This is a genomic window from Pseudomonas taetrolens (assembly GCF_900475285.1).
Lineage (GTDB): Bacteria > Pseudomonadota > Gammaproteobacteria > Pseudomonadales > Pseudomonadaceae > Aquipseudomonas > Aquipseudomonas taetrolens.
In genome coordinates this window covers 3,508,114-3,534,803 of sequence record NZ_LS483370.1, presented here as the reverse complement: position 1 = coordinate 3,534,803, position 26,690 = coordinate 3,508,114, and the positions used below count along the sequence as shown (strand labels likewise).

Here is a 26,690-nt window from a genome sequence, read left to right as displayed (position 1 = left end):
TCCATCAAATTATTCGGGCAATGAGTTGTTGCGGCGCAGCTGGCGGATCAGCCCGGCATGGTCGAGTTCGCCGTCGCCAGCCTCGACCATGGCCTGGAACAGCCCGTCGACCAGGCTGCCTACTGGCAGGCTCAGGCCCAGCTTTTGCGCCTGGGCGAGGGCGGTCCGGGTGTCCTTGAGTTGCCACTTGGCCGGACCGCCGGGTGTGAAGTCGTTGTTGATCATGCGTTGGCCATGCTGGCGCCAGATTGGAGAGTCGACGAACCCGCCCAGCAGCGCGTCATGCACTTTGGCCGGGTCCGCACCGCCGCGTTCGGCCAGCAGCAGGCCTTCGGCGACCGTGGCGATGGTGCTGGCAACGATCAACTGGTTGACCAGTTTGGACAGCTCGCCGGTACCGGCCGGGCCGACATGCACCGGCCGGCCCATGGCGGCCAGCACCTCGCGGCCGAGGTCGAAGGCGGGGGGTTCGCCGCCGACCATGATTGCCAGATTGCCTTCGCGGGCCCCACGCTCACCTCCGGACACCGGGGCGTCGAGGTAATGCAGGCCCCGTTCGGCACAACGTCGAGCGTGCTCGACGGCGGTGTCGACCGGAATCGAGCTCATGACAATCACCAGCGCACCTGGCGCCAGAACCAGCGCCGCGCCTCCTTCGCCAAACAGCACCTGGTCACAGGTCGGGCCATCGCTGAGCATGCAGATCAACACCTGCGCGCCGTTTGCCGCTTGGGTCGGGGTCTGGTAAATCTCGGCGCCGTGGGCGGCCAGTGCGTCGGCCTTGGCGATCGAGCGGTTCCAGGCCCGCACCGGGTAGCCGGCTTGCAGCAGGTTGCGGGCCATGGGTTGGCCCATGATCCCGGTACCGATAAAGGCTACGGTTGGCAAACTCATGCTTTACCTCCTGCGGCCGGGGCCAGTTCTGCGCCAATCTGCGACACCTTGTTGCGCGGCATCATCACCATGCCCAGACCACCAAGGCCGACCAGCGCAGCAATCACCAGGAAGCCTGGGGTGTAGCTGCCGGTCACGGTGAACAGATAGCCGGTCAGGTAAGGGCCGATGAAGCCGCTGAGGTTACCGATGGAGTTGATCAGGCCAATGCCCACGGCAGCGCCCACGCCGGTCAGCACTTGCCCCGGTACGGCCCAGAACACGTTGATCGCGCTGTAGACACCCATCGCCAGCAGGATGAAACCGATGACGATGATCCACGGCTGGTTGAGCCATAGCGCTACGGCAATGGACAGCGCCGCAAGCATGGCGGCACCGCCCGCATGCCAGTGGCGTTCTTGCAGACGGTCGGAGCGACGGCTCCACCAGATCATGGCGACTGCGGCGACGGCGTACGGGATTGCGGTGATCAGGCCGTTCTGCATCAGGCCGATCTCCAGGCCGAAGGTGCCGCGGAACGATGCCAGCACCGTTGGCATAAAGAAGTTCATCGCGTTGGAGCCCGAGGTGATACCGAAATACACCAACGCCAGCATCCATACCTGACGGTTGCACAGGGCCTTGCGGATCATCTGGCCCTTGGTCGGCTGAACGCCCACCACCAGCGGTTTGTTGCGCTCTTCCTGGGCCAGGGTGTTGATCAGCCAGGTGCGCTGTTTTTCAGTCAGCCAGTGAGCATCGGCCGGGTGATCAGTGAGGTAGAAGAAGCACACCACACCAAGGATCACCGCCGGTATGGCTTCGACGATGTACATCAGGCGCCAGCCGACGAAGCCCCAGGCATCACCCATTTCCATCAGGCCCACCGACAGCGGGGCGCCGATGATTTGTGCGATGGGTACGCCCAGGTAGAAAGAAGCGATCATGCGGGCGCGGTAACGGCTCGGGAACCACAGCGACAGCAGATAGATCACGCCCGGGAAGAACCCGGCTTCGGCAATGCCCAGCAGCACGCGCAGGGAGATGAAGTGAACCGGCGTCTGCAAAAAGCCCATGGCACCAGCGATGATGCCCCAGGTCACCATGATCCGTGCGATCCAGACCCGAGCGCCGTAGCGGTGCAGCAAAATGTTGCTCGGCACTTCGAACATAAAGTAACCGAGGAAGAAAATACCCGCACCCAGGCCATAAATGGTCTGGCTGATGCCGATATCTTCGTTCATGCGCAGCGCGGCGAAACCAACGTTGTTGCGGTCCAGAAAGGCAACTACAAACAGCAGGACCAGAAAGGGGATCATGCGTCTGGTAACGCGTTTGATCGTCTGTTGTTCGATGTCCGAGACATCGGGGAGCGATGGGGTGGTCATGTCGCATGGCCTCGATTTTTTATTGTTGTGGGTAACGCGAACGGGTTTTGCTTTCTGCCGGAGCGAGCTTGCTCGCTCCGGCAGGTGGGTACTTCTGTCAGACAGCGGTGTCCTCGATGTGGGCCTGGACGATGGCGTCGAAATCAGGATCGGCGGTAAAGCCCAGGGCGCGGGCGCGCGGTGCTTCAACCCGGCTCGGCCAGCTTTCGACAATGCGCTGGATGGTGGCGTCCGGTTCCCAGCGGATCAGCTTGGCCACGTCTTCGCCGGCCACGCGTTGCAGGGCAGATACCATGTCGGCGACCGTGGTGGTCACGCCCGGCAGGGGAATGATCCGTTGATTGCCCAGGGTCTGCGGCGACAGGGTCATGCCGAGCAGCATGGATTCAATGATGCGTCGTGGCGATGTCAGATACACCTGCGTATCCGGACGCACCGGGCAGACGGCAGGCAGGCCTACCAGCGGTTCGCGAATGATCGAGCTGAAGAAAGTCGAGGCGGCCTTGTTCGGTTTACCCGGGCGCACGGCCACGGTTGGCAGGCGCAGCACGCGGCCATCGACAAAACCTTTGCGCGCATAGTCGGCCACCAGCAGCTCGCCGACGGCTTTTTGCATGCCGTAGGACGATTGCGGGGTGAGGACGGTGTCGTCATTGACCACTTCCGGCAATGTACCGCCAAACACTGCAAAGCCGCTGGCGTAAACCAGGCGGGTGGCGTTGCCCTGTTTGCGCAGGGTTTCCAGCAGCAGCATCAGGCCGTGCAGGTTGACCTGCATGCCCAGGTCGAAATCGGCCTCGGCTGCCGAACTGACCACCGCTGCCAGGTGCCATACCAGATCTACGCCATCGGTGACCCGGGCAATCACCGCAGGGTCGGCGACATCACCGGTGACCAGCTCGATGCGCGGGTCATTGGGCACGTCTTCACCGGCAAAGGCGTCGAACAGCACGATGCGTTCGATGGTGCGCGGTGCCTGGCCTTCGAGGCTCAGGCTGTTGAGGTCGAGCAGGCGCTGAGCCAGTTGTTTGCCGATAAAGCCGGTGCCGCCAGTGATGAGAATTCGCATGTGTTACTCCTGTTTCTTATCGTTCTTATGTCGGTGGAGAGTGTTCGACGCGTGAGTCAGTCAGCCTGAACCGTGCGCTGGGATTGCTCTCCGAGGCCGGCGATGCCCAGACGCATTTGCTGGCCGGCACGCAGGAACACCGGCTCAGGCTGGATGCCCAGGCCTACACCCGGTGGTGTGCCGGTAGAAATGATGTCGCCTGGCTGCAAGGACATGCAGCGGCTCAAATAGGCAATCAGCGCCGGAATCTGGAACACCATGGTGCGCGTGTTGCCGTTCTGGTAGCGGTGGCCATCGACCTCCAGCCACAGGTCGAGCTGGTGCGGGTCGGTGATTTCATCACGGGTCACCAGCCACGGGCCGATGGGGCCGAAGGTGTCAAAACCCTTGCCCTTGTCCCAGGTGCCACCGCGTTCCAGCTGCCATTCACGTTCGGATACATCGTTGATCACGCAATAGCCGGCCACGTGTTCCATGGCGTTACTTTCGTCGATGTAGCGACCGCCCTTGCCAATCACCACGCCGAGTTCGACTTCCCAGTCGGTCTTGGTCGACCCGCGAGGGATTTCGACATCATCGTTCGGCCCGCAAATGGCGCTGGTCCACTTGTTGAACAGCACTGGCTCGCTGGGCACGGCCATGCCCGACTCGGCTGCGTGGTCGGCATAGTTAAGGCCGATGCAGATGAACTTGCCCACCTGTCCGACGCAGGCGCCAATGCGCGGCGAACCTGGAACCAGGGGTAATGTTGAAGGGTCGATGTTGCTCAGCGCCTGGAGGCTGACCGGGTCCAGCGCCTTGCCGGCCACATCGGCGATATGTGCCGACACATCGCGAATGTTGCCTTGAGCGTCCAGTAGCCCGGGTTTTTCCTGACCTTTTTCGCCGTAGCGCAGCAGTTTCATAAAAGCTCCTTTATCCAAAACGTAGAAATCAATGCTCTTTGTGGGAGAGCGCTTGCTCGCGATTGCATCACCGCGGTGCTTCAGACAAACCGCGTCGTCTGCATCGCGAACAAGCTCGCTCCTACGGGATGCATCTGCGTTTAATTACTCATCCCGCCATCGATGACATGCACGCCACCGGTGGTGTAGGCGCTGGCGTCGCTGGCCAGGTAGAGCGCGAGCCGGGCGATTTCTTCGGCGGTGCCGATGCGGCCCATGGGCTGGCGGTCGACAAATGCCTGGTACACCTCAGCCTCCGAGCGTCCCTGTTCGCGGGCCTGTTCGGCGATACGCTGGCGCAGGGAAGGGGAGTCCACCGTGCCCGGGCAAATGGCATTGCAACGAATTCCCTGGCGCACGTAGTCACTGGCGACCGACTTGGTCAGGCCGACGACGGCTGCCTTGCTGGCGGTGTAGGCGAAACGGTTGGGCACGCCTTTGACGCTGGAGGCCACCGAGGCCATGTTGACGATACTGCCGCCGCCGGCGGCCAGCATGCCGGGCAGGTATGCGCGGATCATCCGGTACATGGCGGTGACATTGAGGTCGAAGGAGAACTGCCAGGCCTGCTCGTCGCATTCGAGCAACGCACCGCTGTGCACGTAACCGGCACAGTTGAACAGAGCGTCCAGCGTGCCGACCTGCTGGCAGGTCGCAGAGATGGCTGTCGGGCTGGTTACGTCCAGTCGCAAGGCCTGGATGCCGGGGATGTCTTGCAAGGTTTCAATGTTCAGATCAGTGGCGATGACCTCGGCGCCCGCGTCACGAAAGGCCAGCACCGATGCCAGACCAATACCCTGTGCCGCAGCGGTGATCAGAACGCGTTTGTTGGCGAGGTTCATGGGGGAGTTCCATTGTTATTATTTAGCGCAACGGCACCACCCTAATGTTGCTTTCCGATAATCGCCAATGAGATATTCTCAAGCCTTAATAACCGGAGGTTATCGGATGGCGGACGTAGGTTTTAATCAACTGTGCAACTGGCTGCGCGTTCGTCATCTGGTGCTGATCGACACCCTCGCGCGCACGCAAAATATGCACGCCACAGCCCAGGAGATGAACATCAGCCAGCCGGCGGTGAGCAAGATGCTGCGCGAGATCGAGCATCAACTGGGCTTCGATGTGTTCCAGCGTTTGCCGCGCAGCATGTCGCTCACCGACCTCGGTCGGCACGTGGCCCGGTTTGCCCAGATCGCGCTGAACGACACACAGCAGTTCGTTGGCCAGATCAACCACCTGCGCCAGGGCGGGCATGGTCTGCTCAAGGTAGGCACCATTTATGCGGCCACGGCGGTGGCGGTGCCGGCGGCGATTGTCGACGTCAAACACAGCTGGCCATTGCTGACCCTGGAAATACTCGAAGGCACCAGCGCCAACTTGCTGACCATGCTTGAGCACAAGGAACTGGATGTAGTGGTTGCCCGGTTTACGCTCGACCGGCACCGCGAACTGTTTGATTTCCAGCCATTGGCGCCGGAACCGCTGTGCCTGGTCACCGGCAGCCAGCATCCGTTGGCCGGAGCCAGCGAGGTACCGCTGGCCGAACTCGGCAGTTGGCCGTGGGTGGTCTATCCAACCGGCACCCCGATGCGTGCACGGCTGGAGCGGGCGTTTGTCGAGGCGGGCATGCAGACGCCGGAAAACACCGTAGAAACGGTCTCTCTGCAAACCACCATGCAATTGCTGCAGACGGCCCCCGTGGTCTCGATGCTGGCTGAGTCGATGGTCGAGCCGGAGATTCTGGCCGGTCGCTTGGCCCGCCTGGCGCTGCCGTTTCCGCTGGTGCTGGCGGACTACGGCATTATCACCCGCCGCAACGAGCCACCACGGTGGTCTGCGCAGGCCTTTATCGACGCCTTGCTCAGCGGCCCCGACGCGCTGCGTGGTGCTCGTCAGAGCGTTTGATAACTCATGGTTATCGTCTGATGGGAACTTGTAATTAGGCAGCCATTGAGCGGCCCTCTAGAGTGAGCCTCGCCCCACCTGACAGGTAGAGGCGCAATCGCTCACTAGAGGCGCTTATGAAAACAATAAAAAGCTACAAGACGCTGACGATTTTTTTCCTGTTCCTGATCGGCGTGGTCAACTACCTCGACCGCAGCGCACTGTCCATCGCTAACACCACCATCCAAAAAGACCTGGCCATCAGCCCGATGCAAATGGGTGTGATGCTCTCGGCCTTTTCAATTGCCTACGCATTCTCGCAACTTCCCCTGGGCGCCTTGATCGACAAGCTGGGCAGCAAGCTGGCGCTGGGCGGATCGCTGGTGGTGTGGTCGGTGGCGCAGGCGGCCTTCGGTCTGTTCAGCAGCTACGGCCATCTGGTCGGCCTGCGGGTGTTGCTGGGGATTGGCGAAGCACCGGTGTTTCCCTCGGCGGCCAAGGCATTATCAGAGTGGTTTGATACTCAGGAGCGTGGCACGGCCACCGGCTGGGTGTGGTCCTCGACCTGCATTGGCCCGTGCCTGGCACCGCCTTTGCTGACCGTGTTCATGGTACATCTGGGCTGGCGCGGCATGTTCATCCTCACCGGTGTCATGGGCTTGCTGCTGGCGGTGTGCTGGTTCAAATTCTATAAAAGCAAAGCGCAGTACATGGCTGAAACCGGCCGTGCCGAACCTGTGCCGGTGCAGCACAAGGCAGCGCCGAAAGTGCGCTGGACCTCGTTGTTCAAGGATCGCAATACCTGGGGTGCTTTCCTCGGGTTCATGGGCGTGATCTACATGATCTGGCTCAACCTCACCTGGTTGCCCGGCTATTTCGAGCGTGAGCATGGCCTGGATTTGTACCGCACCGCCTGGGTGGTGTCGCTGGCCTACCTGTTTGGCGCGCTGGGTACCATCGTCGCCGGCAAGTGCTGCGACCGGTTGGTTGCACGCGGCATGAAAGTACTGGCGAGCCGCAAACTGATGGTGATTATGGGGTTGCTTGGCGGGGCGCTGTTTACCCTGATCGTGGCGTTCACCACCAACGTGGTGGCCTGCACGGTGTTGCTGTGCCTGACGATGTTTTTCATCAACATCTCCAGTGCCACGGCATGGATGATCGTCAACACCATCGTGCCCTCGGAACGGGTGGCGTCATTCGGTTCGATCCAGAACTTCGGTGGCTATCTGGCAGGCTCCATCGCCCCGATTCTCACGGGCTTTAGCGTGCAGCAGAGCGGCTCGTTCTCTTCCGCGTTCGTGATCAGTGCAGTGGTTGCGGTGTGTTCAGCGTTTGCTTATTTTGCGCTGCTCAAGGAGCCGCAGGCGGGTCTTCCGTCAGCGTCGACACTGGAAGGCGAGGCCGCAACGGCCTGAGTCAGAGCCCTAAAAAAACCGGTTCAATGAACCGGTTTTTTTAGGGGGTGGTGATGCATCGCAGCCTTTGTCAGAGGCTAGGAAGACGCTTTGACGCTCAAGGCAGCATCAACCGATTGGCCGGGTTTACGCCCGGCCCTGGCTGAGCGGACCAGCATCAGGGCCCCCAGCAACGCTGTCCCGGCCAAAAAGTACATGCCCGCATGGGCGTTATTGAAGTAGCCCTCGGCCCAGGTCTTGACCGTAGGTGCGAGGAAGCCCCCCAGGTTGCCCAGCGCACCGATCACGGCAATTCCACTGGCTGCTGCGGCGCCACCCAAAAAGCGCGTAGGCAAGGTCCAGAACAACGGTTGCACGGTGATAAACCCGGCGGCTGCGACGCAGAACGCCAGAATCACCAGTGGCAAGCTGCCGCTCAGGGTCGAGCCGACCATGCCCACAGCAGCCAGTGCCAGCATGATGGCGGCGAAGCGGGTTTGCTGGCCTTTGCGGTCGGCGTAGCGGGTGACGGCATACAGCATGATCACGGTGGCAATCCACGGAATTGATGTCAGCAAGCCAACTTTCAAGCCAATGCCGGTGCCCAGCAGTTCGGCGATCCGCGTCGGCAGGTAGAACAGTACGCCATACACGCTGACCTGAATGGTGAAGTAGATCAGGGTGAAGTACAGCACCACGGGGTTGATCATTGCCGCACGCCACGAAGACGGTCCCTTGTTGGCTTTTTGCAGGTGCTCTTTTTCAAGTTCGTGCTCGATCGCGACCTTTTCTTCGTTGTTCAGCCACTTGGCATCGCGGGGTTTGTCGGTCAGGTAAAAGAACGCAAACACGCCGATGATCGAAGCCGCGAGGCCTTCAGTCACAAACATCCATTGCCAGCCGGTGAGGCCGAATTGGGCGGTTTCCAGCAACCAGCCCGACACGGGCCCGCCGACCATCAGCGATACGGGCACGCCGAAGTAATAGATGCCGTAGGCCGAGCCGCGCTGGTTCTGCGGGAACCAGTAGGTCAGGTACAACACCACGCCCGGCGACAGGCCGGCTTCGGCTACGCCCAGCAAAAAGCGCAGGATGTAGAAGCTGGTTTCGTCGTGGGCAAACATCATCGCCGCCGACACCAGGCCCCAGGTGACCATGATCCGGCTTAGCCAGATGCGGGCACCAATCTTGTGCAGCATCAGGTTGCTCGGGACTTCAAACACCGCATAGCCGATGAAGAAAATCCCCGCGCCCAAGGCAAATGCCGCGTTGCTGAGGCCGGTGTCCGCCTGGAAGGCATGCTTGGCAAAACCGATATTGGAGCGGTCGATGATCGCCATGGCGAACATCAGTGCGACAAAGGGCAGGATGCGCCAGCGAATCTTGCTTAGCGCTTGTTGGAGTACGGGATTTGACATGAGGTGCTCCGATTGTTTTTTTTGTGGAGTACAGCAATCAGTTTTTCTTCAGGGCGCCACGGGCATAAACCGCAACGATCACAAAACAGCCCATCGGTAGCAGGTACGCCACGGCGGTGGAAGAGTGGTCAGCCACCAGGCCCATGACGTAGGGCAGCAGCGCACCGCCGACAATGGCCATGATCATGAACGAGCTGCCGCGCTTGGTGTGCGGGCCGAGGTTTTTCACGCCCATCGCAAACAGGGTCGGGAACATGATCGACATGAAAAAGAACATCGCCACCAGCGCAACCACTGACACACCTTCCAGGCCGAGCGCCACCAGAGCACAGAGCCCGACGTTGATCAGGGCATAAACCAGCAGCAGGCGTTGGGCATTGATGCGGCCCATCAGCCAGGTGCTGAAGAAGCGTCCAAACATGAAACTGAGCATCGCAATCGACAGCAGATACGCCGCTTGCTGGCTGCTCATTTGCGCCCAGTGTTCAGTCACGTAGTTGATGAAAAACGCCCCCACGCCGACCTGCGCGCCGACATAGAAAAACTGGGTAATCACCCCGGCGACGAACTCGCGGTGTTGCCACAGGGTCTTGTGGTCGTGTTGTTGGACCTGAACTTCCTGCTCACGCAGATCAGGCAACGGTGTACGGGCGATCAGAATGGCCACCAGCAACACCAGTGCGGCAATCACCAGATAGGTCATTTGCAGTGATTGCGTGGTGTCGGTGCTGTTGGCGCCACTGAAAAACAGCGCGCCGCCAATCAGCGGTCCGAAAAATTGCCCCAGCCCGTTGAACGACTGCGCCAGGTTGAGGCGTCGCTCGGCCCCGGCCGGTTCACCCAGCACCGTGGCGTAAGGGTTGGCCGCAGTTTCCAGGCAGCCCAGGCCGCAGGCGATCACGAACAGGGCGAACAGAAAGAACTGAAAACTCTGCGCGGCAGCGGCTGGCATGAACAGCACTGCGCCAGTGGCATAGAGGCATAGACCGAGCAAAATTCCCGCCTTGTAGCCGTATTTATCCATCAGGAAACCGGCGGGCAGAGCGATCAGGAAATAGGCCCCGAAATAGGCGCTTTGCAGCAGGCCGGATTGCGCTTTGGTGACATGCAGGGTGTCCTGGAAATGCTTGTTCAGCACATCCAGCAGCCCATAGGACAGCCCCCAGAGAAAGAACAGACAGGTCACTAGAATCAGGGCCCAGCGATAGGAAGTAACCTCCCGCGCGAAGGGCGGTGCTGCGACGTTCGGGTGCTTGGTTGACATGACGCCTCTCCTTTTTATTGTTGTGAGTGCTCAACCGCTCGCAGCCGCCGAAGGCTGCATCCGGCGGTAGAACCGTCGTAAAGTCAGGGTTTTCGGTGTTACCGGTAAACGTGTGTTCAGGTTTAATGATGGCTGGGCCATCGGACGCAGCCTCCGGCAGCGGCTACGGACCCGTCTGGTGCGACAGGCTGAAAATCTGGCTCATCGGCGCCCATTTTTCATCGGGCAAGGTCCAGGGCGTGCGCTGCTGAAAGCGCCACATCAGCGCTTCCCATTCCTGTACCTGCGGGTCGCTGGCGCTGATCCGGGCAAAGGCCTTGGCGTTGAAGTCGGAGGCGGTGTCCATGACCATGAACAACCGCGTGCCCAGGCGCCATATCTGCATGTCGAGCACGCCGTGCTGGCGCAGATGGGCGCTGATCTGCGGCCAGATGTGCTGGTGCAGACGCTCGTACTCGGCGATCAGTGCCGGGTCGTCCTTCAAGTCCAGGGCCATGCATTGGCGGTTCATGTCAGCGCCCGGTCCAGATGGGTGTAGCCGCCATCCACCACCAGCCACTGCCCGGTGGTGTGGGATGCACGTGACGACAACAGGAACAGCACGCTGTCGGCAATTTCTTCAGCCGTGGTCATGCGTTGGCCGAAAGGGATTTTTTCGACGATGCTCGCCAGTTTGGCCTTGGGGTCGGCAAAGGTGTCGATCCAGCGCTCGTACAACGGGGTCATGACTTCCGCCGGGATCACGGCGTTGACCCGGATTCCGTCGCCCAGCAGTGAAGTGGCCCACTCCCGAGTCAGCGATAGCTGTGCGCCTTTGGCGGCGGTGTAGCCGCTGGTGCCGCCTTGGCCGGTGAGCGCGGTTTTGGAGCTGATATTGACGATGGCGCCGCGGGTGACCTTGAGTGCGTCCACGCACAAATGGGTCATGAGGTAGTAATGGATCAGGTTTTTTTCCAGAGATTCCACAAAAGCGGAGCACCCGGCCTCCAGCCCGACACCATCATTTGCGCCGGCGTTATTGACCAGTCCATCGATCCGTCCGAAACGTTGCAGCACGGTGGCGACCGCGGCACGACAAGCGTCTTCGTCGCGCAACTCGACCTGCACAAACAGGCTTTGGCCACCGCGCTGATCCAGCTCCCGGGCCAGTTCTTCGGACAGCGGGCTATGGCCGAAAATCACCGGGATCGCGCCTTCGTCGGCCAGTCCCAAGGAGATGGCGGCGCCAATCCCCGAGCCGCCGCCAGTCACGATAAAAACCTTGTTTTGCAGATACAGATTCATCGAGTCGTTCCTTCTATGTTGTAGACGCGGCACGCCGTCTCCCCCCAAATGGCCGCGTGCTGTGACACGCTACCGACCAGGCTGCAGGTGGCCTGGTAGTCGCTGGCCAACAGGCACACCGGCCAGTCCGATCCAAACATCAGGCGTTCAGGACCGAACAGTTCCAGCGCGGTTTCCAGGTAGGGGGTCAATTGCGCGTTATGCCAATGCTGCCAATGGGCCTCGGTGATCAGCCCCGACAGTTTGCAACTGACATGGGACAGGGCGGCCAGCGGCGCGAGCTGCTTGGCCCAGGCGTTCAAATCGTTGCCTTGCACATCGGGCTTGCCCAGATGATCGAGCACCAGGTGGTGCCGGTCATGCTGGTGGCACAGCGCGGTGACCGCGCCCAGATCCTTTGCCTTGACCAGCACTTCATAGACCAGCCCCTGACGTTGCAGCGTGGCGAGGCCACGCTGGAATTCGGCCTTTTGCATAAACCCGGCGGGCGAGGTCTCGTCCTGCAACTGATGGCGAAAGCCCCGCAATGCCGGGGCTTGTGCCCAGCGTTCCAGCGACTGCTCAAGGTCGCTGGCACACAGGTCGACCCAACCCACCACGGCGCGAATCCACGGGTAACGTTCAGCCAGTAGCAGCAACTGATCGGTTTCGCTTTCGCAGGCCCGGGCTTGCACCGCAATACAGCCGTCAAACCCGGCTGCATCCAGCAGCGGCCGCAGATCGTCCGGCTGGAAATCCTGGCGCAAGCAGGGCATGTCCTGGCCAATCCATGGATAGCTGGCGGTGTCATAGCGCCAGAAATGCTGGTGAGCATCCAGCCGAAGTGAGTGTCGGGACGACATTATTGTTGTACTCCGTCCGCTGAAACGTCTGGTTTAACCCCGGTAACGGTACTGTTCGCGGGACGCGGCTTTCATCTGGATCGAAAACCCCGGTGCTTGCGGTGGCATGTACGCGGCATTGCGAATCACGCAAGGGTCTTCGAAGTGCTCGTGCAGATGGTCGACAAACTCCACCACGCGGCCTTCGTGAGTACCGGCGATGCACAGGTAGTCGATCATCGACAGATGCTGTACGTATTCGCACAAACCAACGCCACCGGCATGCGGGCACACCGGCAAGTTGTATTTGGCGGCCATCAGCATCACCGCGAGCACTTCATTGACCCCGCCCAGACGGCAGGCATCGATCTGCACCACATCGATGGCTTCACGCATGATCAGTTGCTTGAACACGATACGGTTCTGGCACATCTCGCCTGTGGCGACCTTGACCGGAGCCACACCGAGGCGGATTTTGCGATGACCCTCCACGTCGTCGGGGCTGGTGGGTTCTTCGATGAACCACGGGTTGGCGAATGACAGTTCGCGCACCCAATCGATGGCGGCGTCCACCTCCCACACCTGGTTGGCGTCGATCATCAACTGGCGATCCGGCCCCAGCACTTCGCGGGCGATCCGGACGCGGCGGATGTCATCCTGCAGGTCATGGCCAACCTTCAATTTGACGTGGGAGAAGCCCGCATCCACGGCTTCCTGGCATAGCCGGCGGAGTTTTTCATCGGCATAACCCAGCCATCCGGCGGAAGTGGTGTAGCACGGGTAACCTTCGGCTTCGAGCAAGGCCAGGCGCTCGGCTTTGCCCTTCGAACGCTCACGCAGCAAGTGCAGGGCTTCATCCGGGGTGATGCAGTCGGTGATGTAGCGGAAATCAATGCAGCGCACCAGTTGCTCGGGGCTCATGTCAGCCACCAGGCGCCACACAGGCTTGCCTTCGGCCTTGGCCCACAGATCCCATGCCGCATTGACTACAGCGCCGGTCGCCAAATGGATCGCCCCTTTGTCCGGGCCGATCCAGCGCAATTGGCTGTCGCTGGTTACATGGCGCCAGAATCGCCCCATGTCCTCGGCAATCCATTCCAGTTTCAACCCGACCAGCAGGCCGGCCAGTGCGTTGATCGATGCGCAGCAGATCTCGTTGCCGCGGCCGATGGTGAACGTCAGGCCATGGCCTTGCAGGCCGGGGGTATCGGTTTCGAGGATGACATAGGCCGCAGAATAATCCGGGTCCGGGTTCATCGCGTCAGAACCGTCCAGGGATTGCGAGGTAGGGAAGCGAATGTCTTCAACCCGAACAGCAGTAATAGTGGTCATGGTGGCTCTCCCTGTCAGTCGGCATCTACGGTACGTTGCTGTTGCTCGCCCAGCCCGCTGATGCCCAGGCGGATGTGCTGGCCGGCGCGCAGGTAAACCGGCTCGGGCTTGATACCCAGGCCAACCCCGGGCGGTGTGCCGGTGGAGATCACGTCACCGGGTTGCAGGCTCATGAACTGGCTGAGGTAGCTGACGATTTTCGGGATCTGGAAAATCATGGTTCGGGTGTTGCCGTTCTGATAACGCTTGCCATCCACTTCCAGCCACAGGTCGAGCTGGTGCGGGTCGGCGATTTCATCTCGGGTCACCAGCCATGGGCCGAGCGGGCCAAAGGTATCGCAGCCTTTGCCCTTGTCCCAGGTGCCACCCAGCTCCAGCTGGAACTCGCGTTCGGACACGTCGTTGATCACGCAATAACCGGCCACGTGCTCAAGCGCATCGCTTTCACTGATGTAGCGGCCGCCTTTGCCGATCACCACGCCCAGCTCGACTTCCCAGTCGGTTTTGCGGGAATTGCGCGGGATTTCAATGTCGTCATTCGGGCCGACGATCGCGCTGGTCCATTTGTTGAACACCACCGGTTCGGCAGGAATGGCGGCTCCGGTTTCGGCGGCGTGATCGGCATAGTTGAGGCCGATGCAAATGAACTTTCCAACCTGACCGACGCAGGCGCCGATACGTGGCGAGCCTTCAACCCGTGGCAGGGTGGAGGGGTCGATAGCTTGCAGGCGGGCAATGCTTTGCGGGCTTAGCGTGTCGCCTGCGATATCAGTGACCACTGCGGACAAATCACGCAGTTGGCCGTTGTTATCGAGCAGGGCGGGACGTTCCTGGCCTTTTTCACCGTAGCGCAGCAGTTTCATATGAGTTCCTTGGTCAAATAATGAGAGTGCAATAAAACCTGTAGCCGCTGGATCAGTTGCTCCAGCCGCCATCGATGATTTGTGCCGTGCCGGTGGTGAAACCGCTGGCACTCGACCCCAGGTACAGCGCCAATTGCGCGATCTCTTCGGCGGTACCAATGCGGCCCATGGGCTGGCGTGCGGCAAAGGCGGCATATACCTCATCGACATGGCGACCTTCGCGCAATGCTTGCTCGCTGATGCGTTGACGCAGAGAGGGGGAGTCCACCGTACCGGGGCAAATGGCGTTGCAGCGGATGTTCTGGCTGACAAAATCAGCGGCCACCGAGCGAGTCAGGCCGATCACCGCACCTTTGCTGGCGCAGTAGGCAAAACGGTTGGGCACGCCTTTGACGCTGGAGGCGACCGAGGCCATGTTGATGATCGAGCCGCCGCCGTTGCTCAGCATCCCCGGCAGAAATGCGCGGATCATGCGGTACATGGCCGTGACGTTAAGGTCCAGGGCAAAGGACCAGTCTGTTTCGCTGCATTCGAGAATGTTGCCGCTGTGCACGACGCCCGCGCAGTTGAACAGCACATCCAGTGGGCCCAGTTGTGCGGCCAGGCGCTCGATGGCGGCTGCGTCGGTAACGTCCAGCTGATGTTTGTGCGCCCCTTCAAGGGCTTCGAGTGCGCTTGCATTGATGTCGGCGGCGAAGACTTCGGCGCCTGCGGCGAGATAGGCCTGTACAGTGGCTTGACCTATGCCTTGAGCGGCTGCGGTGATCAGCACGCGTTTGCCGGAAAGATTCATGGGGGCTCCCTGACGATGTTCATTATTGTTATTTGGCCCAATGGTCAGGCCATTGGTGACGCAGTGAATGGCAAAACCAGGCAATGAACGGGATAAGGTTTGCTATGATCGCATTACGTTAGTCGTTCAATGGTCAGGCCATTGAGCCTTTTGTAGCATGCACCTCACGTCTCAACAAGCGTCTTTTTTCTCGAGAACGGCTCGTAGACCGCTGTCAACACCAGGGCTAATTCCACAATGCCATTTCAAGTTATTGATAACCAAAGACTTTACCGGCAGATCGCTGATCAGCTGCGAGCACTGATCGACAGCGGCGAGTTCCCACCGGGCAGCCGCTTGCCCGCAGAACGCGAGTTGGCCAAATTACTGGGTGTGAGTCGAGCCTCGGTACGAGAAGCCATGATCGCTCTGGAAGTAATCGGGCTGGTGGATGTACGCGTCGGGAATGGGGTGCTGGTGTGTGAACCGCCCATGAGGGCAGTCTCCGACGAGCCCGTAATGGCCCAAGCCACCCGTGATCAGTGGAAAGAGCTGGACCCGGAGCTGGGCATTGAAGTCGACTTCAGTGCCGAGATCCCGCCCTTTGCGTTACTTCAAGCTCGTCGCCTGATCGAGCCGGAAGCCGCGGCATTGGCGGCGGTGAATGCCAGCGACGAAGAACTGGCGGGCATTCGCGAGGCGTTCGAGCGTAATACCCGCGACAACCGCGAAGGCTCCCACACGCATCCCGGTGATCGGCTGTTCCATATCCGCATTGCGCAGGCATCGGACAACCCGGCGTACGCCCTGATGATTCAGCACCTGTTGGGGCATCGTTACGGCAGCATGTTCCAGCGTTTGCAAAGTCACTACACCTCGGGCGATATGCCTCATCGCTCCGAAGATGAGCACCGGCGTGTGCTGCAGGCCCTCGAGCAGCACGACCCCGAAGCGGCGCGACAGGCAATGGCCGAGCATCTGGATGAAGTGATCCGGATCTTCAGCCGTAACGCTCAATAAACCCCGCAGTGAGTCAGGCCGTTCACCGGAGCGGGCGCAGGCGTCACAGCCAGGACTCGGTCACACGGCGGTCCAGCTCTTCCCAGTCGGCCATACCCAGCACCCGGGTGGTGTTCAGGCCGCGCAAGTAGCCTCTGAGTTGATGGGCGATGGCATGCACGTGTTCAGGCTGTGCCGGTTCATCGTGCAGCGCGTCTTCGTAGAGGCTCAGGTAGTCATTAACGCGGTCGCGATACTCAGGCAGTACGGCTTCGCGAATCAGGTCGAACGTTCTCAGTTTTTGATTGGTATTCAAGAGGCACCCTTTGTGAGATGACGGGCTGTTGTTTTGATGACAAGCCGTTTCAATGTATCTCACGTCACTGCAGGGTATCTACTGGTGTAAACGCCTGCCGGGTGCGGGCAGGGCGTTTATGGGGCACAGGCTTACTGAAAGGTGTAAGGCGTCAGCGCTGTCGGGTCGATATTTTTATCAACGGTTGAGATCGCGTCTTTGAGGGGGCAGAGCAGGCCGAGGCTCGTCGTGCGGCAGTCCTTGCTGCTTGCGAAGTCCGTGCGGTAGGGTTTTGCGGTTTCGCTCAGCGTGATCAGGTTGCGAATCTGATCCATCGACTGGGCCTCAAAGCCGATGCGCAAAAAGTATTCACCGGTTTTGACTTCCTTGTAACGTTCAAACTGCAGCGTCCCCACGGGCGGGATGTTGTTGTCGATGTAATCCCCTTGCTTCCAGTTGAACCCGAGCATGGTACGCAGGTACGAGATGTTGGTGTCGTGGGCGACCAGCAGCATCAGCGGTACATCGGGCGGGGTGCTTTCAGTGCGCGTGCTGGCCAGCGGGGTGCCTTGCTTGAGTTCCAGCGAGATCTGGTTCATCAACTCGGACGCGCCGCGGCTGGCGATGTAGGGGATGTCGTTGACGAAATCATATTTGGCTTTGGTCAGCACCATCAGGCTAGAGACTTCGGCTGCGCTACGGGCATGGCCGAACGCGACTTTATCCAGCGGCAGGCCCTGGCTGTATTCCAGGCGGAACACTTCGCCCATGTTGGCACCGGCGCTCAGGCCCTTGATCGAAAAACGGCCCTTGGCGTTTTCTTCCAGCGTCCAGGCTTGCTTACCGTACGGACAATCGGCGTCGGGCAGGCAGGCCACGGCCCTGAGCTTGTCTTCGTAGGGCTTATAGCGGGCCTGGGCGGCTTCGACACTGCCACCCAGTGCTTTGAGGATGCCCGCCTTGGCTTTTTCCGGATCAAGGGCGGCAAACTTCATTTCATTGGCCTGAAACAAGGCGTCCTGGGAACCCCTGACATAGGTTGGCTGGAAGCCGCAGCCCGGGAACATTCCATCGAGCAAGGCCTGTGCAGTGGCTTTGGTGCGCTGCATGGGGCTGGAGTGCGCCAGTAGCTGTCCGGCGTCCGGGCAGCCTTGAGGGATGAGACCGGCGTTGCGCAGCACGTCGCCACGGTAGCGGCCCATTTCAACCGCACCGGTGTAGCCATGACCCGTGAGGTTGCCAAAAGGCACCAGCCACGTTGGCCATTGCCGTTGTGTCACGGCCGTCAGCAGTTTTTCATTGGACTCAGTCGGCGGTCGCACCCCGTGGCGGCTGACCTGGACCACTTTATCCAGCACGTAAGCCTCGCTGCTGGTGGTTTGGGCAAGCGTCATCGGGGTGAACATACCGGCCAGGATCAGGCTGGCGCAAAGACGGGGCATTGTGAACACAGATCGATTCATGGTTTTCCCTTTTGGCAACATGGCGCAGGTTTGGCCTGCCGGGTCTTCCTGGACACACGCGTCGTTGAGTCTAGACGGCAAATTGTGCCGCTCGAAGATTTCATCTGTTCGCTCAATGGACGGCAGTGGAGTCGGTGATCAAGTGAGTGTCGTATGTAGACATGTTGGGTCTGGAGAGAGGAAATAACATGACCCATGAGGTCATCGACAGCCGGCGATCGACACCGGCTGATCAGGGGAAGAGCGGATTTTGTGCGGGACTCGCTTGAAATCTCGAACAGGTGGTGCGTATTTTGTACGGGTCGCCGTTCGCGGCCTGTACAACAACAAGGAAAGTGTCATGACGACCGATGGCCAGGGCTCTCTCGCGCAGCGACTGACCGGCATTGATGAGATTGAATGTGTAACCCCCGATTTGAATGGCGTCCCGCGGGGCAAAGTGATGACCGCCGAGGGATTCCTCGAGGGACGACGCCTGCAGATGGCCCGTGGCGTATTGCTGCAATGCATCATGGGCGGTTATCCCGAATCACGTTTTTACGGCAGCGATGATGGCGACCTGGCTCTGGTGCCAGACCCGGCGCACATTCATGTTTTGCCCTGGAGCGAGCCGCCACGGGCGTTGGCGATCTGTGATGCGGATGAGCTGACTGGCGAGGGCTCGAGCCTGTCGACCCGCGCTCAATTGAAGGCCGTGATCGCGCGTTATGCTGCACGCGGGCTGGCGCCGGTCGTGGCGACCGAGCTTGAGTTCTTTGTCTTTGCGCCCAACACCGACCCGACCCAGCCGTTCCGTCCGCCTCTGGGGCTCGATGGTCGTCGTGAGGACGGTTTCTCGGCCTTCAGCATCAGCTCCAATAACGGCCTGCGCCCATTTTTCAACGAAGTGTATGCCGGCATGGCGGCATTGGGCTTGCCGCGTGACACCTTCATGCACGAGATGGGCGTCAGCCAGTTCGAGATCAACCTGCTGCACGGCGATCCGCTGCTGATTGCCGACCAGACCTTTTTGTTCAAGCACCTGCTCAAGGAAGTTGCCCTCAAGCACGGCCTGACCGTGGTCTGCATGGCCAAGCCGCTGGCACACACGGCTGGCAGTTCGATGCACATTCACCAAAGCGTGGTAGAACTGGGCAGCGGACGCAATGTCTTCAGCGACGAGGCGGGGCAGCCGACTGCGACATTCCGGCACTTTATCGGCGGGCAGCAGGCCGGCATGGCAGACTTCACCGCGTTGTTTGCACCGAACGTCAATTCGTATCAGCGCCTGTGTCACCCGTATGCATCTCCGAACAATGCGTGCTGGTCCCACGATAATCGCGCGGCCGGTCTGCGCATACCTGCCAGCTCGCCTGTGGCGCGGCGGGTCGAAAACCGCTTGCCGGGCGCTGACGCTAACCCGTACCTGGCGATTGCGGCCAGTCTGGCGGCGGGTTTGCATGGTATCGAGCATGAGTTGGAATCGACCGCGGCCATTCAGGGTCAGTTCGAAGTGCCCGAGGCGTTGTCCTTGCCATGTACGTTGCATGCCGCCCTCGAGCGTCTCAAACGCAGTGACTTGGCAAAAGCGTTGTTCGGCAAAGACTTCATTGAAGGCTACGTCGCGACCAAAACCCTTGAACTCACAAGCTTCTATGATGAAATCACGCCCTGGGAGCGTCGCGTACTGGCGGCTCAGGCTTAATCGTTCAGACGGATAACGGCTCAGGCTTTACTGTTTGAACCCGTGGCAGTCAGCTATCGTTTACTGGCTGACTGCTCGCACAAGGAGCCGCACGTAAAGCCATGCGCCAAATCTGGAAGTCTTTTCGAGCGTTATATTTTGCCTCGCTGATGATGTTGATCGGCTCGGGGCTTTTGAGTACCTATCTGGCACTGCGGCTGGCGGCAGACAATGTCGACGGCCTGTGGGTCGGTGCCTTGATGGCGGCCAACTATTTTGGTCTGGTGCTGGGCGGCAAGATTGGCCATCGGCTGATCGCCCGGGTCGGACATATCCGCGCCTACGCCACGTGCGCCGGCATCGTCGGTGCCGCAGTGCTGTGTCACGGACTGACCGACTGGTTGCCTCTATGGCTGCTGCTGCGGGTGATCGTGGGGCTGGGGATGATGTGCCAGTACATGGTCATCGAAAGCTGGCTCAATGAGCAGGCTGATGCCAAGCAGCGTGGCGTGGTCTTCAGCCTGTACATGATTGCGTCCTACCTGGGCCTGGTGCTGGGGCAACTGATTCTGGTGGTTCACCCGGCGCTGGGGCTTGAGCTGCTGATGCTGGTGGCGCTGTGTTTTGCCCTGTGCCTGGTGCCTGTGGCGATGACCCGGCGCATTCACCCGGCGCCCTTGCACCCGGCGCCGATGGACCCGAAGTTCTTCATGAAGCGCGTACCGCAATCGTTGATTGCGGTGCTGGGCGCCGGCTTGCTGGTCGGTGCGTTCTACGGCCTGGCACCGCTGTATGCCGCTCAGCAAGGGCTCTCTACCGAGCTGGTCGGTTTGTACATGGGCTGCTGCATTTTCGCCGGGCTGGTGGCTCAATGGCCACTGGGCTGGTTGTCGGACCGCTATGACCGGCCGCTGCTGATTCGTATCTTCGCCTTCCTGCTGGCAATAGCCTCGTTGCCGCTGGCGATCTTGCCGGCGGTACCGCTTGAAGTGCTGTTCGTGGCCGGTGGCCTGAGCGCACTGGTGCAGTTTTGCATCTATCCGCTGGCGGTGGCTTTCGCCAATGACCACATTGAGCCGGAGCGCCGCGTGTCGTTGACCGCGATGTTGCTGGTGACCTACGGCATCGGCGCAAGCATCGGGCCATTGGTCGCGGGCGTATTGATGAAGGTATGGGGGAGCCAGATGCTGTACGCGTTTTTCAGCGTGGCCAGTCTGACTCTGGTATGGCGCATTCGCCCGAATGCAGTCACTAACCTGCACCAGGTCGACGACGCTCCGCTGCATCACGTGGCCATGCCCGACAGCATGTCCAGTTCGCCGCTGGTTGCCGCGCTCGACCCGCGTGTGGATGAGCAAGTGGTGCAAGACCAGATGGTGGATAACATCGAGCCGGAACCAGAGCCGGAACCAGACAGTGAAACGGTCGGGCCAGAGCCCGATCCGGACGCGTCAGAGCGCGTGTAGGCCGGGCTTCAAACCTGGCTATAGGCGCGAGGTTTGCTGAGCATCGACGTCGAGCCTCGTGCGTCATACAGCGTCGGGGCTTCGCCGCCATGCAGGATGCGCAACTGATTGGCAGTGATTGCCTGCTGGGTCTGGATCGATTGCCCGTTCAGCACGTTGGCGGCTTGGCATTGAGCCAGCAGGTGATTCAGGGCATCGCTCTGGCTGAGCAACTGCTGACCCACGCTTGAGTGGCTGGCAAGGCTTTCGAGGCCGCTGCGGTTGGTGGTCAGGCCGAGGCCCGCCAGAATCTCGCTGCGTCTGCGGCCATGTTGCTCAAGCAAAATGATCAACGATTGTTTACGCGCCAGAATCTTTTCCAGCACCTGCATGTCGCGGCCCTTGAGGGCGATGTGCTCGTCCTGCAGCAGGCCAAGCAGTTGCTCGGCCGGTGCCAGGTCGTCGTTGATCAATTGCAGTAATTGGGTGTCGTGCATGCTGGGCTCTGGGAGTTAAGCGTCCAAAAGCCTGCACTGGCCGTGGGGCTAGCGCTGGGCTTCCATTTCAAGCAGTTTGCCGGCGACCCGTTGGCTGTCGACTTTATAGCTGCCATCGGCGATGGCTTGTTTCAGTTCGGCCACACGACTGCTGTCGACTGCCGGTTGTTCACGCAACGCGTCGCCGATTTTCTGCAACTGTTGAGCTTCGGGGCTCAGTCGAACCGATTCCCCGCTCGGAGCGCTGGCTTGCTCAGGGCTGGGTGCAGGGGCCGCTTGCGTGGCGCTGCCTGCTTCCTGATGGTTGCTGCTGCGCGTACTGCCGGTTAAAGGCGGTGCGCTGTTAAGACGACTGAAGTCGATGACCATGATGCAAAACCTCTGGGTATTTGGACGCTTGCCATGTTTTCGGCCATACCCGGGAAAACTTTAGGCTCGATTAATCATAGGTCGGCGCCGACGGGTACTGATCTGCGTCAAGTCACAGTGTAGGAAAGCAGCGAGACTGACGCCAACTTTCCTACAAGGCTACCTCAACTTGCCCCGGTGCGATGATTCGCGCCCGGATCACGCGTTTGGAGTTCAGGTTACGAACCCGGATCTGCTCGCTGAGGCCGCCATCGGACAGGGCTTCGCCGGGCATTTTGACACTTAACGTGCCGCTGCGGGCATTGATCACGACCTGATCGCCCTTGCGTACGGCCGCTGCCTGTTCCAGGTGGGTGAGGGTCAAGACCTGATCGGTCACCATGGGCCGCAACAGTTTTTGCCCCACCGCCAGCTCGACGGCAGTCAAATACCCCTGATTGATCTGGCTGATATCCCGCTCGCGCAGGGTGACATCGGCGTAGTCGATCAACATGCCGCGCTTGAGCGGGTGGGCCACCGTGACCACCTCGCGGAACAGTTTGACCTGGGCCGGCACGAAGATGGTCCAGGGCGAGAGGCCGTCACAGCGGATGCGTACGGTCACGCGACCCATGGGTTGCGCCGGACTTTCGAGGCTGGCTGTCAATTCCTTGTCGCAGTGGGCCAGGCGCAGGCGCGGGTCCAGAGTGTTGACCTGTATCTCGTAGCGGCCTTCTGTCTGACGAGTGGCGAGATAGTCTTCGACGGCAAATTCAAGAAAGCCCTGGGTCACGCCGATAAGCTGATCAGGCGATGTAAAAGCGTCGGCGTGGGCCTGAGTGCCAGCGCCCAACAGGCCCGCAGCCGTCACGATGCCCAGGCCACGGTACACAGAGTGCATGAGTGGCCAGTGGCAGGATTTTGTCGTTTTTGCGTTCATGCCGGATAAATAGCAAAGCCCGTGCCGTTTCGCGGGCTTTGCGCCGCAACTTAAAGTTTTAAGAGGATCTGAGTATGGCTGGGGTGATGGATGCGGTTAACCAGCGCACTCAACTGGTGGGTCAAAACCGCCTGGAGCTGTTGTTGTTTCGTCTGGATGGGCCGCAGCTTTACGGGATCAACGTATTCAAGGTGCGGGAGGTGCTGCAGTGCCCGACATTGACGGTCATGCCCAAGTCCAATCCGGTGGTGTGTGGCGTGGCGAGTATTCGCGGAACGACCATTCCGATTCTTGATCTGGCCATGGCCACCGGGTTCGGTGCGTTGAAAGACCAGAGCAACCCGTTCGTTATCATCACGGAGTACAACACCCGGACCCAGGGGTTTCTGGTTCGATCGGTCGAACGGATCGTCAATATGAACTGGGAGGATATTCATCCGCCACCCAAGGGCACCGGGCGCGACCATTACCTGACGGCGGTGACCCGGATGGACGATCAACTGGTCGAGATCATCGATGTTGAAAAGGTTCTGGCTGAGGTTTCACCCTCGTCTGAAACCATTTCCCAAGGAGTGGTGGATGTCGATATCCAGAGCAAGGCGATCGCATTGCGGGTGCTGACGGTCGACGATTCGTCGGTGGCGCGCAAACAGGTGAGCCGTTGCCTGCAAACGGTGGGTGTTGAGGTGGTGTCGCTCAACGACGGACGCCAGGCCTTGAACTACTTGCGCAAGCTGGTAGAAGAGGGCAAGGATCCGTCTGAGGAATTCTTGATGATGATCTCGGACATCGAAATGCCGGAAATGGACGGCTATACCTTGACTGCCGAGATCCGGAACGATCCACGCATGCACAACCTGCACATCATTCTGCATACTTCGTTGTCCGGGGTCTTCAATCAGGCAATGGTCAAAAAAGTCGGTGCCGATGACTTTTTGGCCAAGTTTCGACCTGATGACCTGGCATCCCGGGTAGTTGACCGGATCAAAGCATCAGACCTTAGCTAGGGGCGCAGCCCCTGGCGGTCAACACGATTTAAGAGGCGGGATCATTTGTCGACGGCTAATTTGGATTTTGAACAGTTCCGGGTTTTCCTGGAAAAAGCCTGTGGCATTTTGCTGGGTGAAAACAAACAGTACCTGGTCTCCAGCCGTCTCAACAAGATGATGGAGCAGCAAGGTATCAAGTCGCTGGGCGAGCTGATTCAGCGGATTCAGAGCCAGCCGCGCAGCGGGCTGCGCGAGCAGGTGGTCGATGCCATGACCACCAACGAAACCCTGTGGTTTCGGGATACCTATCCCTTCGAAGTGCTAAAGAACAAAGTCCTGCCCGAGCTGATCAAGGCTAGCCCGGGTCAACGCTTGCGCATCTGGTCGGCGGCGTGTTCGTCTGGCCAGGAACCGTTTTCACTGTCGATGACCATCGACGAGTTCGAGCGCAGCAATCTGGGGCAGTTGCGGGCGGGGGTGCAAATCATGGCCACCGACCTGTCGGCCTCGATGCTCTCGACGTGCAAAACCGGTGAGTACGACAACCTGGCGATTGGCCGCGGTTTGTCCCAGGAGCGTTTGCAGCGTTATTTCGACCCCAAGGGTCCTGGGCGCTGGGTGCTCAAGGCGCCGATCAAAAACCGTGTCGAGTTTCGCTCTTTCAACTTGCTGGACAGCTACGCCGGCTTTGGCAAATTTGACGTGGTGTTCTGCCGCAACGTCCTGATCTACTTCTCGGCCGAGGTCAAAAAAGACATCCTGCTGCGTATTCACAGCACCCTGAAACCGGGGGGATATCTGTTTTTGGGTGCCTCAGAAGCGCTCAACGGCTTGCCCGATCATTACCAGATGATCCAGTGCAGCCCGGGGATTATTTACCAGGCCAAGTAATCAACGCCATCCTTTGCAGGCGCGAGCAAGCTCGCTCCTGCACAGAGAACGCTGATTAAAAGCGGCAGAAAAGCGGCAGTCAGCGGACATCCATTGCCGCTTTTCTGGCATTGCCGCCTTCAATTCCCCCGGCCAGGCCTTGAAATACGGCGATGTGAAAACTGGCACGGCACTTGCTCTGATCAACCTATGTAAAACCTGAACCTATCTCTCAGGTCAGCCCACAAAGGTTTTTCGACATGAGCATCAGCTTCGATAAAGCGCTCGGTATCCATGAGCAAGCCCTGGGTTTTCGCGCCCAGCGCGCCGAAGTACTGGCGAACAATATCGCCAACGCCGACACCCCGAACTACAAAGCCCGGGATCTGGATTTTGCTTCTGTGCTTGCCGCGCAGAACGATAAAAACCAGAACGGCAGTTTTGCCCTGAACAAGACCAATACCCGCCATATCGAAGCCCAAGGCCTGAGCGGCAGCGATGAGTCGTTGCTGTATCGCACGCCGATGCAACCCTCGATTGACCAAAACACCGTGGACGCCCAGCTGGAACAGTCCAGTTACGCAGAGAATGCGGTCAACTTCCAGGCCAGCTTCACCCTGCTCAACAGCAAATTCAAAGGGCTTATGTCAGCCCTGCGCGGGGAGTAATTCATGTCTCTAGCCAGTGTGTTCAATATTGCCGGTAGCGCCATGAGTGCTCAGACCACGCGTCTGAATACCGTTGCCAGCAACATCGCCAACGCCGAAACCGTGTCTTCGAGCATTGACCAGACGTACCGTGCGCGTCACCCGGTGTTTGCCACGATGTTCCAGGGGGCGCAAAGCGCAACCGGAGAGTCGCTGTTCCAGAACCAGGACGCTGCCGGCCAAGGCGTGCAGGTTCTGGGGGTGGTCGAAGACCAGAGCACCCTTGAAGCCCGTTACGAGCCTAACCATCCTTCTGCCGACGCCAAGGGCTATGTGTATTACCCCAACGTCAATGTGGTGGAAGAAATGGCCGACATGATTTCCGCCAGTCGTTCGTTCCAGACCAACGCTGAAATGATGAACACCGCCAAAACCATGATGCAGAAGGTCCTGACCCTCGGTCAGTGATAAGGGGCGACGTAAATGAGTGTGACCGATTCCACCAGCGGCCCGACCTTGAATCAGGTGCTCGCCAACTCTGCCCAGGCCAAGACCACAGACACCAGTCTGGCCGCTGCTTCCAAAGCGGTTTCCGGCAGCGGTTCGGCGCTGGGCAAGGACGCGTTCCTGCAATTGCTGGTCACCCAGCTGAAAAACCAGAACCCGCTGGATCCGCAGGACAACACCGCATTCGTGGCACAGCTGGCACAGTTCAGCAGCCTGGAAGGGATCACGACGCTGAACGATTCGGTCAACGCCATTTCCGGCAACTTCCAGTCTTCGCAGGCCTTGCAGGCCTCGTCGCTGGTGGGCCGCTCGGTGATCGTGCAAACCGGCGAAGCCTACGTCGACCCCACGAGCGACAAACCTTTCAATGGCACGGTCGTGGTGGCAGACGCGGACTCCAGGCCGGTCATCAGCATTACCAACGCTGACGGCGAAGTGGTCAGGACCCTTGAGCTGGGCACGCAAAAAGCCGGCAGTGTGGACTTCACCTGGGATGGCATGGACGACGATGGCCTGTTGCTGGACAAGGGCAACTACACCTTTACCGCCTCGAGCAAAACCGACACCGGCACCACGGCGCTGACGACTTACCTGCCAGCCACGGTAAACAGCGTGACCCTGAGCAAGACCGGTGGCGAGATCATGCTCAACCTCGCGGGTCTGGGCAGCATTGGTATTTCCAAAGTCCAGACCATTGGCCTCTAAGCCGACTCATACG

General features: G+C 59.9%; 28 protein-coding genes. 10 read left to right on the top strand and 18 right to left on the bottom strand.

Annotated elements, in window-relative coordinates:
* Positions 1 to 9: 9 nt before the first annotated feature.
* The 5 genes from DQN55_RS16295 to DQN55_RS16275 all read right to left on the bottom strand — a co-directional run bounded on the left by DQN55_RS16295 (position 10) and on the right by DQN55_RS16275 (position 5,116).
* The gene (locus DQN55_RS16295) at positions 10 to 894 is read right to left on the bottom strand and encodes an NAD(P)-dependent oxidoreductase (RefSeq protein ID WP_048379139.1); all 885 of its coding nucleotides are present in this window, start codon (positions 892 to 894) and stop codon (positions 10 to 12) included.
* A complete protein-coding gene (locus DQN55_RS16290; RefSeq protein ID WP_048379142.1) occupies positions 891 to 2,261 on the bottom strand; it encodes an MFS transporter in 1,371 nt (456 codons plus the stop codon). Before DQN55_RS16290 ends, DQN55_RS16295 begins: the two co-directional genes overlap by 4 nt.
* Positions 2,262 to 2,358: 97 nt before the next feature.
* Positions 2,359 to 3,330 (bottom strand): D-erythronate dehydrogenase, encoded by a 972-nt coding sequence (gene denD, locus DQN55_RS16285; RefSeq protein ID WP_048379144.1) that lies wholly within the window; start codon positions 3,328 to 3,330, stop codon positions 2,359 to 2,361.
* A gap of 56 nt (positions 3,331 to 3,386) precedes the next feature.
* Positions 3,387 to 4,235 carry an ureidoglycolate lyase gene (locus tag DQN55_RS16280; protein WP_048379146.1) on the bottom strand — a complete coding sequence of 283 codons (849 nt, stop codon included), beginning with the start codon at positions 4,233 to 4,235 and terminating at the stop codon, positions 3,387 to 3,389.
* 140 nt (positions 4,236 to 4,375) lie between these two features.
* Complete coding sequence (locus DQN55_RS16275; protein WP_048379148.1) at positions 4,376 to 5,116, bottom strand: SDR family oxidoreductase; 741 nt, start codon at positions 5,114 to 5,116, stop codon at positions 4,376 to 4,378.
* 106 nt (positions 5,117 to 5,222) lie between these two features.
* Between DQN55_RS16275 and DQN55_RS16270 the strand changes: the two genes are divergently transcribed.
* Together DQN55_RS16270 and DQN55_RS16265 are read left to right on the top strand one after the other, a co-directional pair.
* Positions 5,223 to 6,179 (top strand): LysR family transcriptional regulator, encoded by a 957-nt coding sequence (locus DQN55_RS16270; protein WP_048379151.1) that lies wholly within the window; start codon positions 5,223 to 5,225, stop codon positions 6,177 to 6,179.
* A gap of 116 nt (positions 6,180 to 6,295) precedes the next feature.
* Positions 6,296 to 7,576 carry an MFS transporter gene (locus DQN55_RS16265; protein WP_048379153.1) on the top strand — a complete coding sequence of 427 codons (1,281 nt, stop codon included), beginning with the start codon at positions 6,296 to 6,298 and terminating at the stop codon, positions 7,574 to 7,576.
* A 77-nt stretch (positions 7,577 to 7,653) separates the two neighbouring features.
* Here DQN55_RS16265 and DQN55_RS16260 read toward each other — a convergent pair whose 3' ends face one another.
* The 8 genes from DQN55_RS16260 to DQN55_RS16225 form a co-directional block, all read right to left on the bottom strand.
* Positions 7,654 to 8,973, bottom strand: a complete 1,320-nt coding sequence (locus tag DQN55_RS16260; protein ID WP_048379155.1) for an MFS transporter — start codon at positions 8,971 to 8,973, stop codon at positions 7,654 to 7,656.
* Between the two features lie 37 nt (positions 8,974 to 9,010).
* Positions 9,011 to 10,237 carry an L-fucose:H+ symporter permease gene (fucP, locus tag DQN55_RS16255; RefSeq protein WP_048379158.1) on the bottom strand — a complete coding sequence of 409 codons (1,227 nt, stop codon included), beginning with the start codon at positions 10,235 to 10,237 and terminating at the stop codon, positions 9,011 to 9,013.
* 163 nt (positions 10,238 to 10,400) lie between these two features.
* On the bottom strand, positions 10,401 to 10,748 hold the full coding sequence (locus DQN55_RS16250) for an L-rhamnose mutarotase (RefSeq protein ID WP_048379160.1): 348 nt from the start codon (positions 10,746 to 10,748) through the stop codon (positions 10,401 to 10,403).
* Entirely contained in the window at positions 10,745 to 11,521 is a 777-nt protein-coding gene (locus DQN55_RS16245) for an L-fucose dehydrogenase (protein WP_048379162.1), read from the bottom strand. The genes DQN55_RS16250 and DQN55_RS16245 overlap by 4 nt, the downstream gene beginning before the upstream one ends.
* Positions 11,518 to 12,363, bottom strand: coding sequence for an amidohydrolase family protein (locus tag DQN55_RS16240; RefSeq protein ID WP_048379164.1), 846 nt, complete (start codon positions 12,361 to 12,363; stop codon positions 11,518 to 11,520). The genes DQN55_RS16245 and DQN55_RS16240 overlap by 4 nt, the downstream gene beginning before the upstream one ends.
* 33 nt (positions 12,364 to 12,396) lie before the next feature.
* Complete coding sequence (locus DQN55_RS16235) at positions 12,397 to 13,674, bottom strand: L-fuconate dehydratase (RefSeq protein WP_048379166.1); 1,278 nt, start codon at positions 13,672 to 13,674, stop codon at positions 12,397 to 12,399.
* Positions 13,675 to 13,688: 14 nt separating this feature from the next.
* Entirely contained in the window at positions 13,689 to 14,537 is an 849-nt protein-coding gene (locus DQN55_RS16230; protein WP_048379171.1) for a fumarylacetoacetate hydrolase family protein, read from the bottom strand.
* A 52-nt stretch (positions 14,538 to 14,589) separates the two neighbouring features.
* Positions 14,590 to 15,330: an SDR family oxidoreductase gene (locus tag DQN55_RS16225; RefSeq protein ID WP_048379173.1), complete on the bottom strand. Its 741-nt coding sequence runs from the start codon at positions 15,328 to 15,330 to the stop codon at positions 14,590 to 14,592.
* Positions 15,331 to 15,567: 237 nt separating this feature from the next.
* On the opposite strand from DQN55_RS16225, the gene DQN55_RS16220 reads away from it, so the two are divergent.
* On the top strand, positions 15,568 to 16,329 hold the full coding sequence (locus DQN55_RS16220; protein WP_048379175.1) for a FadR/GntR family transcriptional regulator: 762 nt from the start codon (positions 15,568 to 15,570) through the stop codon (positions 16,327 to 16,329).
* A 43-nt stretch (positions 16,330 to 16,372) separates the two neighbouring features.
* Here DQN55_RS16220 and DQN55_RS16215 read toward each other — a convergent pair whose 3' ends face one another.
* Positions 16,373 to 16,624 (bottom strand): hypothetical protein, encoded by a 252-nt coding sequence (locus DQN55_RS16215; RefSeq protein ID WP_048379177.1) that lies wholly within the window; start codon positions 16,622 to 16,624, stop codon positions 16,373 to 16,375.
* Between the two features lie 131 nt (positions 16,625 to 16,755).
* Positions 16,756 to 18,045, bottom strand: coding sequence for a histidine-type phosphatase (locus DQN55_RS16210; protein ID WP_088500008.1), 1,290 nt, complete (start codon positions 18,043 to 18,045; stop codon positions 16,756 to 16,758).
* Positions 18,046 to 18,508: 463 nt separating this feature from the next.
* Here DQN55_RS16210 and DQN55_RS16205 point away from each other — a divergent pair, with 463 nt between their 5' ends.
* Together DQN55_RS16205 and DQN55_RS16200 are read left to right on the top strand one after the other, a co-directional pair.
* On the top strand, positions 18,509 to 19,750 hold the full coding sequence (locus DQN55_RS16205) for a glutamine synthetase family protein (protein WP_172601060.1): 1,242 nt from the start codon (positions 18,509 to 18,511) through the stop codon (positions 19,748 to 19,750).
* A 101-nt stretch (positions 19,751 to 19,851) separates the two neighbouring features.
* A complete protein-coding gene (locus tag DQN55_RS16200; RefSeq protein WP_048379181.1) occupies positions 19,852 to 21,195 on the top strand; it encodes an MFS transporter in 1,344 nt (447 codons plus the stop codon).
* A gap of 8 nt (positions 21,196 to 21,203) precedes the next feature.
* On the opposite strand, the gene DQN55_RS16195 is transcribed toward DQN55_RS16200, so the two are convergent.
* From DQN55_RS16195 to flgA, 3 genes are all read right to left on the bottom strand, one after another.
* Complete coding sequence (locus DQN55_RS16195) at positions 21,204 to 21,671, bottom strand: flagella synthesis protein FlgN (RefSeq protein ID WP_048379183.1); 468 nt, start codon at positions 21,669 to 21,671, stop codon at positions 21,204 to 21,206.
* Positions 21,672 to 21,719: 48 nt separating this feature from the next.
* Entirely contained in the window at positions 21,720 to 22,040 is a 321-nt protein-coding gene (gene flgM / locus DQN55_RS16190; protein WP_048379185.1) for a flagellar biosynthesis anti-sigma factor FlgM, read from the bottom strand.
* A gap of 151 nt (positions 22,041 to 22,191) precedes the next feature.
* Positions 22,192 to 22,959 (bottom strand): flagellar basal body P-ring formation chaperone FlgA, encoded by a 768-nt coding sequence (gene flgA, locus DQN55_RS16185; RefSeq protein ID WP_048379186.1) that lies wholly within the window; start codon positions 22,957 to 22,959, stop codon positions 22,192 to 22,194.
* 74 nt (positions 22,960 to 23,033) lie between these two features.
* Between flgA and DQN55_RS16180 the strand changes: the two genes are divergently transcribed.
* The 5 genes from DQN55_RS16180 to DQN55_RS16160 all read left to right on the top strand — a co-directional run bounded on the left by DQN55_RS16180 (position 23,034) and on the right by DQN55_RS16160 (position 26,677).
* On the top strand, positions 23,034 to 23,966 hold the full coding sequence (locus tag DQN55_RS16180) for a chemotaxis protein CheV (protein ID WP_048379188.1): 933 nt from the start codon (positions 23,034 to 23,036) through the stop codon (positions 23,964 to 23,966).
* A 45-nt stretch (positions 23,967 to 24,011) separates the two neighbouring features.
* Positions 24,012 to 24,839 (top strand): protein-glutamate O-methyltransferase CheR, encoded by an 828-nt coding sequence (cheR, locus tag DQN55_RS16175; protein WP_048379190.1) that lies wholly within the window; start codon positions 24,012 to 24,014, stop codon positions 24,837 to 24,839.
* A 239-nt stretch (positions 24,840 to 25,078) separates the two neighbouring features.
* Entirely contained in the window at positions 25,079 to 25,486 is a 408-nt protein-coding gene (gene flgB / locus DQN55_RS16170; RefSeq protein ID WP_048379192.1) for a flagellar basal body rod protein FlgB, read from the top strand.
* 3 nt (positions 25,487 to 25,489) lie between these two features.
* Positions 25,490 to 25,933 (top strand): flagellar basal body rod protein FlgC, encoded by a 444-nt coding sequence (flgC, locus tag DQN55_RS16165; RefSeq protein WP_048379194.1) that lies wholly within the window; start codon positions 25,490 to 25,492, stop codon positions 25,931 to 25,933.
* 15 nt (positions 25,934 to 25,948) lie between these two features.
* A complete protein-coding gene (locus tag DQN55_RS16160) occupies positions 25,949 to 26,677 on the top strand; it encodes a flagellar hook assembly protein FlgD (RefSeq protein WP_048379195.1) in 729 nt (242 codons plus the stop codon).
* Positions 26,678 to 26,690: the final 13 nt, after the last annotated feature.